Origin of the sequence: Listeria farberi (genome assembly GCF_014229295.1) — a bacterium.
Taxonomy (GTDB): Bacteria; Bacillota; Bacilli; order Lactobacillales; family Listeriaceae; genus Listeria; species Listeria farberi.
The window spans coordinates 92,832-103,627 of sequence record NZ_JAARZL010000007.1 but is presented as its reverse complement, the minus strand read 5'-3'; the positions used below and the strand labels follow the sequence as shown (position 1 = coordinate 103,627).

Genomic DNA, 10,796 nt, shown 5'->3' with positions numbered 1-10,796 from the left:
TAGCAATTAAATTACTAGTTTGTTTTTGTTGAAAACAGCTTTCTGTTTTCTGCCCTGCGATTACCAGTGAGACTTTACGTCTCATTGCTTTTCGTCTTCTTCTTTGTTCAGTTTTCAAAGGTCAGTTAGTCGCTTTTATGCTTGATGTATGAATGTTTTCTTTTGTTTTTTGCGACTTTTAAATCATATCATTTCAGCGTCTATCTGTCAACAACTTTTTAAATTTATTTTATGTATAAAATTCTTTTAAATCACTGCTATTGTAGCGCCGAAAACTAATATATCAAGTTTTGAGATATATGTCAACTGAATTATGCATAAAATTAAATAAAAATGAAAAAAATATAAAAACACCTAGCTAAGCTAAGTGTTTTTGTTTAATTATTTAATTGTTTTTCTTTACATTCTGGACATGTGCCATATACTTCCAGTCTATGATTATCAATTTCATAGCCGGTTACATGGGCTGCGAAATGTTCGACTTCGTCTAAGCCAGGATAATGAAAGTCTACTATTTTTCCACATACATTACAAATTGCGTGGTAATGGTTCGATGTTGAGAAATCGAATCGACTAGATGCATCACCGTAAGATAGTTCTTTAATTAGACCCGCATCTCGAAAAACGCGCAAATTATTATACACCGTTGCTACACTCATGTTAGGGAAGTTTCCTTCTAAAGCCCGATAAATATCATCTGCGGTTGGGTGGGTGTGTGAGTTAATTAAAAATTCAAGTATAGCATGACGCTGAGGAGTGATTCTGACTCCTGTTTTCTTTAAGACATCTACTGCTTCTTTCAGAGTTGCATTAGACACCGCCATGCACTCCCTTCCAAAAATAATTATTATATTAATAATACCGGAAATAACGCTTAACTGTCAATAGAATGGCATAATTTATAGTTTAATAACCTTTGTTTAAATCAATTTCATTACGTAATTTTGTATTTTCTTTCAAATGATTTATATTTTCGAACCAAATCTCAAAACTACGATCTAAATACTTATTAGAATGCCCAGATACATGGGGGGTGATAGTTATATTGTTTGCATGCCATAAATTGCTATCTGGAGGGAGGGGCTCTTCTGGTAAAACATCTAAATAAAAATGAGCGATTTGTCTATCTTTAGAAGCTCGTTCAATTGTCTCTAATTCTACTGCACTTCCTCTACCAATATTGATAAATACAGCACTAGATTTCATTTTCCGAAAAAAAGATAACTGATAAATTCCTGAAGTTTCTTCGGTTTGTGGTAAAACACTAACGAAAAAATCGGCTAATGGAGCTACTTTTTCCAAATCGGTCATAGCATATGTTTTACTAAATGGTTTTGCTGCATGGCCAGTTGTATTAATCCCTAAAACTTCCATATCAAAAGCTTGAGCGAATTCTGCTACTTTTGCTCCGATAGCTCCTGTACCTGCCACTACTAAAGTTTTCCCTGCTAATTCAGTAATAGGTTCTTCACTCGCCCATTCTTCTTCTTTTTGCATTTGATAGAAGAAAGCCGCTTTTTTTACGTGAGACAACATAAATGATAAGGCATATTCACCCATTGGTATTGCGTGAATCCCTCTTACATTAGCAACTTTTATTTTTTGCTTTTGAATAATTTTTCTTGGCAGGCTATCTATGCCTGCAGAAAACACCATTATTAATTTTAGTTTAGTAGCTTTTTTTACTATTTCTTCTGTGATGTTGGATCCGTATGTAATGATGACATCCAATTCGCCTAGATTAGCAAAATGATTAATATTCTCATAATAGAAAGTATCGTCCGGAAATTTTTCCGCTTGTAACTTTTGAAGGTGTTCAGGTACATCGAGTGTAAATAAAACTTTCATACTGCCCACTTCCTCTCTTTAGCTCTACTCTAATTTTATGCTTTTTTTCATTTATCAGCAATAATATTGTTTTTTCGATTGCGGCATCTCACTTTTTCGCATAGAATATAGAAGGTATTAAAATTTTGAGGAGATGACAAAATGGATCATTCAATGTCAAAAAAATTGCATGACGAAGCACTTTTACATATAGTTGGCGGGGTTAATAGCCCATCCAGGTCAAATAAAGGAGTCGGCGGTGGCATACCTGTAACAATGGAGCGAGCTGACGGAGCTTATTTTTATGATGTAGATGGCAATAAGTACATTGATTACTTAGCTGCATTTGGACCAATTATTACCGGACACGCGCACCCTCATATTACAGAAGCTATTACAAAAGCTGCGCAAAATGGGGTTTTGTACGGTACACCTACTAAACATGAAATAACTTTTGCTAAAATGCTAAAAGAAGCCATACCTTCTCTTGAAAAAGTTCGGTTTACAAATTCCGGAACAGAAGCAGTTATGACAACTATTCGTGTGGCTCGTGCTTATACCGGACGGGATAAAATCATTAAATTCGCTGGTTGCTACCATGGTCATTTTGATTTGGTGTTAGTGGAAGCTGGTTCTGGCCCTTCTACACTTGGTATTCCAGATTCTGCTGGAGTGACAAAATCAACAGCGGAAGAAGTTATTACGGTTCCATTTAATGATCTTGCATCTTTCAAGGAGGCATTAGCGGTTTGGGGAGACCAAGTTGCTGCTGTTTTAGTAGAACCAATTGTTGGGAATTTTGGAATGGTTGCTCCCGCGGAAGGCTTTTTAGAGGCTGTGAATGAACTTGCACACGCCAATGGTTCTTTAGTAATTTATGATGAAGTTATTACTGCTTTCCGTTTTATGTATGGTGGAGCTCAAAATTATTTAGGTGTTATTCCTGATTTAACTGCTATGGGTAAAATTATTGGTGGCGGCCTTCCAATTGGCGCTTACGGCGGTCGTGTCGATATTATGGAAAAAGTTGCACCGCTTGGCCCAGCCTATCAAGCTGGAACGCATGCTGGTAATCCAGCCTCTATTCTTTCGGGTATTGCATGTCTTGAAGTTTTACAAGAAGAAGGGCTTTATGAACGCTTTGAAAAATATGGTTCAATGTTAAAAAACGGGATTGAAGATGCTGCTGTTAAACATGGTATCTCGGTGACGGTCAACCAAATTGTCGGCGCTCTAACTGTTTACTTCACGGATGAGCCTGTAACTAATTATGCTGAGGCTGGTGCAACGAATGGTGATTTATTCGGTCACTTTTTTAAAGGTATGTTAGAAGAAGGTATTAATTTAGCACCTTCAAAATATGAAGCTTGGTTCATTACTTCAGCTCATTCAGAAGCAGACATTTTAGAAACAATCCAAGCAGTTGATACTGTTTTTGGAAAAATGGTTCAAGGTAACTAGGTAATATTACTGTATAAACTTGAAAGAAACGTTATAATAGAAGAAGAATGAGCGGGAAAATAAAAAATCCCGCTCAAATAGTCTATAGAAAGGAATAACCTTCCATGAAATTCGGAGCTAGAATTTTGAAAACAGGTATTGCAATTACATTGGCACTTTTTATTGCCCAACTTTGCAATTCACCCTCTCCATCTCTGGCAGGCATTTCCGCCGTTTTTGCTATCCAGCCTTCTATTTATAGGTCATATCGAACTATTCTAGAGCGGGCACAAGGGAACGTTATTGGAGCCATCATTGCAATTATTTTCGGACTTTATATTGGTAATGATTTTATTTTAATTGGTGTTGCTTCGATTATCTGTGTAGCTTTATTAATGCAATTTCGTTTGGAGAATACGATTGGCCTTGCTGTAGTTACTCTAATAATTGTCATGGACTCTCCTGGTAATGACTTCTTAGAAATCGCTCTTATTCGTTTTGGGACAATTATGTTAGGTTTACTTGCTGCATTTATTGTCAATCTATTCTTTTTACCACCGAAGTATGAAGTTTCATTGTTTCAGTTAATTTATAATACGAATAGCGAAATTGTTCGTTGGATTAAATTAAACTTGCGTCATGCCGCTGACTTCCCGCTTCTAAAAAAAGATATGGAATGGATGCAAAAACAGTTAAATCAAACGCGTAACTTATATGGATTATACCGAGAAGAGCGTACTTTTTTAAAGAAAAATGCTATTTCAAAAGGTCGGAAAATAGCTGTTTATAGGCAGATGTTACTTTGCTCACAAAAAGGTTTTGAACTGTTAAAAATCCAACACCGTTATGAAAATGATTATTTGCAACTACCTCCAGATAAACAAGAACTAATTAGGCAACATATTGATTACTTAACAGATAAACACGAGCAACTCTTATTAACATACATCGATAAAGTTTCCATTGATCTCGAATATGTAGAATCACATTTAGCGCAAGATCCGCAAGATTTAATGCAACTTTTCCTACGTGAAATGGAAGAAACAGAAAAAGATGAATACGAAGACATGATGGATAAATATCATTTAATGCGTATTATTGCCTCAGTTTTTGCTTACCAAGAAACAATCGATTATTTAGAAAAATTAATTCATAGTTTTAAACTTCGACACACAGAAGAAAATCAAATCGATATTAATGTTAATGAAGAATAAACAAAAAACGAGCTTGGAGATAGACTCCTAAGCTCGTTTTTTTAACGATATTCTTTATACTTTTCATACCAAATGTCAATGTAATCAGGAGAAAACGGACCTTTTTTGTCCAGAATCCAGTGGCTTAGCACATCTACATTAGTTTTTAGTATCCGATCAATTGAATCTGGATACTTCATTTGGCGACGGTGTTGTTCGTATTCGCCTTCATCAAGCAAATGGAACCTTCCATCTGGGAAAACCTTAATATCGAGGTCATAATCAATGTACTTCAGCGCTTGTTCGTCTACCGCAAAAGGTGTACCTAAATTGCAGTAATGATAAATACCATCTTCTCTAATCATCGAAATTACATTAAACCAGTAATCACTATGAAAATAACAAATTGATGGCTCGCGCGTTACCCATTTACGTCCGTCTGCTTCCACAACTAATGTATGGTCGTTTCCGCCGATAATAATATTCTCCGTAGATTTAAGCACCACTGTCTTTTTCCAAGTACGATGAAGTTTACCGTTATGTTTGTAACTCTTGATCTGTATTATTTCTTTCTCTTTAGGTAAGTACATCCTTTATCCTACTTTCCTCATGTACTATCAAAATCATTTTTATTATAACATAAGGCAAGACAGCAAAAAAACAATATCGTGCTGAAACAGAAGATTTTCCTGAAAAAAGAATGTTTTTTACATCAAACAGCTGATTTTCCCCTGTTTTGCTTTACTATACTAAAAGTGTTCTGCCGCCATCTACTAAAATAGTTTGCCCGCGTATCATGTCTGCTTTCTCACTAGCAAGGAATAATACAGCATTTACTAAATCATTTGGCTCAATCATTCGTCCAGCTGGCGTTTTACTTACTGCGTCTTTTAACAATTCTTCGCGATTTGGAAAGTGATTTAGTGCATCCGTTTCAATTAAGCCTCCAGAAACAGCATTAACCGCAATACCAAATGGTGCAAGTTCTACTGCTAAATAACGGGTAAGTGATTCTACCGCCGCTTTTGAAACACCGACTGTTGTGTAATTTTCTAAATAACGAATGGAACCAATTGAGCTTAAACTGATAATCTTCCCACTTTGGTGGCGTTGCATTAACTTAGCTGCCTCCTGACCTGCAAATAGTAGTGCCTTCGCATTAATATTCATCGTCCAATCCCAATGCGATTCTTCTAACTCCATCAAAGGTCGAAGGACACCGCTCGCTGCATTATTAATAAAAACATCTAAACGACCGAATTCTTCGTCTACCGCTTTAAATAAGTCTCTAATTTTTTCCACGTCACCAACATTTGCTTTAAAAATAACGCATTTTCTTCCTATTTGTTCAATTTCTTGCTGTACTTCTTCTGCCTTTTTGCGATTTCTAGAAAAATTCACGGCGATGTCATAGCCTTCTTTTGCAAGTGCGATGGCTATTTCTCTTCCAAGACCTCTACTACTTCCTGTTACTAATGCTACTTTGTTCATTTGTTACTCCCCCTTAAAATCTTTCCAGGCTTGCCACATTTTTTGATATGGTACTGGAAAAGCAAGCCGTTTCATTTCTTCTTCCGTCGCAAAATACCAATTTTCATTTGGGACTGCTGACTGAAGTTTTGCCACACGAATGTCCATTTTCCAGACTAAATGAGAAAAAATGTGTTTGATATGCGCAATTGGCTCGTTTTCTAGTAAAACTTCTAAGCCATAATTATGTAAAAATTGTAGTTTAGCTACTTCATCATTTTCTTTTTTTGAAATTTCAATAGTAGGAAATTGCCACATATTCGCAAGTAGACCATTTTCTGGCCGTTTTTCTATAGCAATTTTTCCTTCTTCTGAAATAACAATAATGCTTAATAGTTCTTTGGTTTTCGTCTTTACTTTTTTAATTTTTACTGGATAATTCGTTTCGACGCCATTTTTATGCGCTTCACAAAACGATTGCAGAGGACAGAGCAGGCACATTGGTTTTGTAGGTGTACAAACAAGTGCGCCAATTTCCATTAAACCTTGGTTAAAGGCTGCCGGATTTTCTTTGTCGATTAGTTGATATAACACTTCCTCAAAAATTTTCCGAGTGGATGCTTTCATAATATCCTCGCCAATTTCTAATACGCGCGCGATAACACGCATAACATTTCCATCCACAGCTGGTTCAGCTTGATTGTAAGCAATACTTAAGATAGCTCCCGCTGTATATGGACCCACACCTTTAAGCGATAAGATAGTTGTTAAGTCAGTAGGAACTTTACCAGAAAAATCTATCATCACTTGTTTCATCGCTGTTTGGAGATTTCGGACACGTGAGTAATAGCCTAATCCTTCCCATGCTTTTAATATATCTGCTTCATCAGCATTTACAAAACTTTCCATTGTTGGAAATTGAGTCATAAAACGATTAAAATAAGGGATCACAGTATCGACTTTTGTTTGTTGAAGCATGATTTCTGAGACCCAAATCCGATAAGGTTCAGTATTTTCGCGCCACGGTAAGATGCGCTTATTCGCTTCATACCAGGAAACGAGTGCCTCTTGAAAAGCAGTTATTTTTGTTTCATCCCATGTTAGTCTCTTCATTTTTCTCATTTTCCCCTCGTAATTCTAATAGATTTCTAATGTGTGATGCTCCGGATGTGTAGTATAATGTAAACAGGGAATAAAATAGTATACCCATTCTTAAGCCGTTTTCTATTATACCGAAAGCTGACTTAATTGAATAGTGTTGTGCTTTCTCAGACGACACCACTTATATTTTTAAAGACCGATTTTAGAGGAGGCAAAGTCACTTGGATACTGGCACACATGTAGTAATGGGAATTGCACTCGGAGCGTTAGCAACCGTTGACCCGGTAGTTGCCGGAAGTTCTCAAGCTGCCATTGGTATTATGACAGCAACAATTATTGGTTCACAAATTCCAGACATTGACACTGTATTAAAACTTAAAAATAACGCTGATTATATTAGAAATCACCGAGGAATCACGCATTCCTTGCCGATGCTTGCCATTTGGCCATTACTTATTTCATCTATTTTGTATTTACTTTTCCCAGCAGCTACGTTTATTCATTTGCTATTATGGACATTTATAGCGGTTGGGTTGCACATTTTTGTTGATATTTTTAATGCGTACGGAACGCAAGCAATTAGGCCGTTTAAGGAAACCTGGGTTGCTTTTGGATTTATCAATACATTTGATTGGTTCATTTTCGGCTCTCACGTCGTGGCTATTGCGGCTTGGTTGTTAGGTTCTCCTGTACTACCTACGTTTGTCACGCTCTACGTTATTTTGGCACTTTACTATGTGGCAAGATTTGTTACGCAGCGAATGATTAAACATGCGGTTCAAAACTTAATCCCCGATTCAGAAGAAATCATTATCGCGTCCACAATTCATTTCTTTCAGTGGCGTGTGGCGGTTACAACCAAGGATCATTACTACGTAGGTAGAGCTTTCAAACGAAATATCTCTATTTATGAAAAATTTGACCGTTTACCTGTTCCAGATAACGAAATCATCCGTTCTGCGAAAAAAGATAAAAATCTCGCTGCTTTTATCTCATTCTCCAAAGTATATAATTGGCGCATTGAGGAAAAACTAGACGGAACTTATGTAACATTTACTGATTTACGCTACCGTAGTAATGGGCATTATCCATTTGTAGCAGTAGTTAAATTAGATGATAATTTAACTATTATTTCATCTTACACTGGTTGGATTTTCTCCACTGAAAAATTATACAAAAAACTAGCACCTGTTAGTATTTAAAAAAAGACCCGGCATTCCGGGTCTTTTTCGTTTACCTACCAGTACTTCCTACCCCACCAATCCGTGATTCGTTTGCAACATTGTCTGTATCTGCTACTAAGTATTTTTGGAATACGCCTTGAGCGACACGTTCGCCAGACTCAATTTCTACTGATTTTGAAGAGAAATTTTTAATTGCAATACCGATATTACCGTCATTACCTGGGTTACTATAATAAGAAGAATCGATTATTCCAGTACCGTTACATAACAATAAACCTTTTTTAATGCCGATAGAAGAACGCACGTGGATATTTAAAACTTCATCTTCCTGCATATAACTTTTAATATCTGTCCAAAAAATATGTTTTTCTCCGGGTGCGATAGTTATTGTTTCATTGGAGAAAAAATCATAGCCAGCTGAACCTTTGTCGCCGCGTATTGGTAACGATATGGTTTGTTGTGGAAACTTTCTACTTGCTTCATTAACTACTTCAAATCCTCTTACTTTCACTTTGTTCACTCCTATTTGTTTGGGTCTTTGCGTTCTACTTGGTGTAAAAAATTGCCATGGCGCTCGATTTGCTGCCGCACATAATCCGCCGCGTACTCAGGGCCACGGTATGGGTAACCTGCTTTGGCATAGGAACTTTCGAAATCTGACCAAAGCATTTCAATCCACCATAAAGCTTGTTCTTTATCTAAATGCGGGTTTTTAGCCATTAATTCCGCTGTTAGTTCATCTAAATACGTATACAACTCACTCTTCCTCCTCAAAACTGATTTCATTTTCAGTTAGGTATGATTGAATTGTATCATAAGAAAAACCTTTCTGCATTAGTGATGTGATTGTTTTTTGTTTGGCAATACTAGGTTTGTAACGTTTATTTTTACGCATCGTTTTTTCGACTTGCTTTTGTAAAATTTTTGCTTCTTCAGCCACATCCAATTCGCTCGTTGCTTCAGTTGCAGCTACTTTCGCTAATTCACTCGTATAGCCTTTTTGGATTAAATCAGTAATGATTTTTTGTTGGAGCATTTTTTTAGCACTTTTATTATTTCGTTTCATAATTTTTATTGCTTGTTTGGTGGCATTTTCTAGCTGAGCCTCATCCGAATATTCTTCCATTACTTGACTAATAATTTCTCTTGTTAAACCTTTTTCGACTAATTCACGTTCAATCGTTCTTGGACCTTTTAATGTAGTTTTGATTTGTGTTTTTGTATATAGTTCCGCAAATTCGACATCATTAATGTAATCCATATCAGCTAATTTTTTTAAAATCTCATCAATAGCAAAAGCTTCCATTTCTTGTTTTCTTAAATAATCGCGAATTTCTTTTTCCGAGCGGACCCGGTGAGACAAGAAATTAATTGCTTTATTAAGACCTTTGCGAACCATATCAGCTTGTTTAATTTCTTCTATCTCGACTTCAGTCAACACTTTTCCTTTCATCAACTGAAATCGGGCTAAAACCTCTTCATCTACACTAAAGTTGTATTTTTCATCAATAAATATGTTATAGCGTTCTTTGTTTTTTTGTTGGACACTTATGGACGTGATTTTCATAATCCGCCTCCTTCTAGCTTCTATCATACCGCAAAAATTGGTTTTAATACTACTAAAAAGGGAATAAACTAGTTAGGACAATGAAGAGGTGATAAAATTGCATATCTTACTTACAGGCGCAACAGGTTTTATTGGTGATCATTTAGTACATGAACTAGAAAAATCAGATCACGAGCTTTATATTTTAACAAGACAAAAGCTAAAAAACCGCGCAAATATACATTATATTGAATGGTTAAATGAAGATAGATTGCCGAATTTAGAAGATTTAGCAGTGGATATTTGCATTAATTTTGCAGGTGCTGGTTTGATGGACGAAAAATGGACTTACGACAGAAAGAAAGTGATTGTAAATAGCCGCATCGAAGCTACTTCAGCACTCTTATCGATTGTGAAGAAAATGAAATCCAAACCAAAATTATGGATTAATGCAAGTGCAATTGGGGCTTACACATCCTCTAAGTCAACTATTTATCTGGATACAGAAGAAAATACCTATGCTGATAACTTCTTAGGAAAAACAGTTTATGAGTGGGAAAAAACAGCCAGTGCGGCAAGTAATCTAGGTATTCGTGTTGTTTATGCTCGCTTTGGCCTTGTACTTGGAACTGATGGTGGGTCGTTCCCTATTTTCAAAAAATTATTCCAAACATATACTGGCGGAAAATTCGGCAGTGGTAGACAATGGTATTCTTGGATTCATGTCGATGATGTTGTAGCAGCAATATTATTTATTTTTAATCAGGAACAAATTAGTGGTGTAGTTAATTTTACCGCGCCTCATCCTGTTCAAGAAAAGAAATTTGCCGAACGACTTGGTAAAACAATGCATAAACCTTATAAGACTCCAGTACCGAAAAAAATCATTAAATTCATTCTCGGTGAACGAGCAATGACTATTTTAGATAGTCAAAGAGCATATCCAGAAAAATTAATGAGTAATCATTTTGAATTTCGGTTCGAAACGTTACAAGATGCTTTAAATGACTTAATTGACTAAGAAAAACCAGATTC

The 10,796-nt window shown here is 36.1% G+C and carries 12 protein-coding genes; 4 read left to right on the top strand and 8 right to left on the bottom strand.

Translation table 11 applies throughout. The annotated features are described in order from the left end of the window. Positions 1-377: 377 nt before the first annotated feature. Positions 378-824, bottom strand: a complete 447-nt coding sequence (gene perR, locus HCB38_RS14475; protein WP_185320052.1) for a peroxide-responsive transcriptional repressor PerR — start codon at positions 822-824, stop codon at positions 378-380. 82 nt (positions 825-906) lie between these two features. After that, complete coding sequence (locus HCB38_RS14470; protein WP_185320051.1) at positions 907-1,848, bottom strand: NAD(P)-dependent oxidoreductase; 942 nt, start codon at positions 1,846-1,848, stop codon at positions 907-909. 141 nt (positions 1,849-1,989) lie between these two features. Here HCB38_RS14470 and HCB38_RS14465 point away from each other — a divergent pair, with 141 nt between their 5' ends. Both HCB38_RS14465 and HCB38_RS14460 read left to right on the top strand, forming a co-directional pair. Next, positions 1,990-3,288, top strand: coding sequence for a glutamate-1-semialdehyde 2,1-aminomutase (locus HCB38_RS14465; RefSeq protein ID WP_185620001.1), 1,299 nt, complete (start codon positions 1,990-1,992; stop codon positions 3,286-3,288). Positions 3,289-3,392: 104 nt separating this feature from the next. Continuing rightward, positions 3,393-4,481, top strand: coding sequence for an aromatic acid exporter family protein (locus HCB38_RS14460; protein ID WP_003767254.1), 1,089 nt, complete (start codon positions 3,393-3,395; stop codon positions 4,479-4,481). A gap of 41 nt (positions 4,482-4,522) precedes the next feature. Here the strand turns inward: HCB38_RS14460 and ntdP are convergent, their stop codons facing one another. The 3 genes from ntdP to mutY all read right to left on the bottom strand — a co-directional run bounded on the left by ntdP (position 4,523) and on the right by mutY (position 7,052). Further along, positions 4,523-5,050, bottom strand: a complete 528-nt coding sequence (gene ntdP / locus HCB38_RS14455) for a nucleoside tri-diphosphate phosphatase (protein ID WP_003719986.1) — start codon at positions 5,048-5,050, stop codon at positions 4,523-4,525. Between the two features lie 154 nt (positions 5,051-5,204). Beyond that, a complete protein-coding gene (fabL, locus tag HCB38_RS14450; protein WP_185320049.1) occupies positions 5,205-5,951 on the bottom strand; it encodes an enoyl-[acyl-carrier-protein] reductase FabL in 747 nt (248 codons plus the stop codon). A 3-nt stretch (positions 5,952-5,954) separates the two neighbouring features. Continuing rightward, on the bottom strand, positions 5,955-7,052 hold the full coding sequence (gene mutY, locus HCB38_RS14445; RefSeq protein WP_185320048.1) for an A/G-specific adenine glycosylase: 1,098 nt from the start codon (positions 7,050-7,052) through the stop codon (positions 5,955-5,957). Positions 7,053-7,252: 200 nt separating this feature from the next. On the opposite strand from mutY, the gene HCB38_RS14440 reads away from it, so the two are divergent. Then, positions 7,253-8,233 (top strand): metal-dependent hydrolase, encoded by a 981-nt coding sequence (locus HCB38_RS14440; RefSeq protein ID WP_185320047.1) that lies wholly within the window; start codon positions 7,253-7,255, stop codon positions 8,231-8,233. A 31-nt stretch (positions 8,234-8,264) separates the two neighbouring features. Here HCB38_RS14440 and HCB38_RS14435 read toward each other — a convergent pair whose 3' ends face one another. Genes HCB38_RS14435 through recX form a run of 3 tightly spaced genes read right to left on the bottom strand, consistent with a single transcriptional unit; the run spans position 8,265 to position 9,782 of the window. Continuing rightward, a complete protein-coding gene (locus tag HCB38_RS14435; protein ID WP_185638881.1) occupies positions 8,265-8,726 on the bottom strand; it encodes a dCTP deaminase/dUTPase family protein in 462 nt (153 codons plus the stop codon). A gap of 11 nt (positions 8,727-8,737) precedes the next feature. After that, on the bottom strand, positions 8,738-8,971 hold the full coding sequence (locus HCB38_RS14430) for a YfhJ family protein (protein WP_003767261.1): 234 nt from the start codon (positions 8,969-8,971) through the stop codon (positions 8,738-8,740). 1 nt (position 8,972) lies between these two features. Beyond that, positions 8,973-9,782, bottom strand: coding sequence for a recombination regulator RecX (gene recX / locus HCB38_RS14425; RefSeq protein WP_185638879.1), 810 nt, complete (start codon positions 9,780-9,782; stop codon positions 8,973-8,975). A gap of 97 nt (positions 9,783-9,879) precedes the next feature. On the opposite strand from recX, the gene HCB38_RS14420 reads away from it, so the two are divergent. Beyond that, positions 9,880-10,782 (top strand): TIGR01777 family oxidoreductase, encoded by a 903-nt coding sequence (locus HCB38_RS14420; protein WP_185638877.1) that lies wholly within the window; start codon positions 9,880-9,882, stop codon positions 10,780-10,782. The last annotated feature ends 14 nt before the right edge of the window (positions 10,783-10,796 follow it).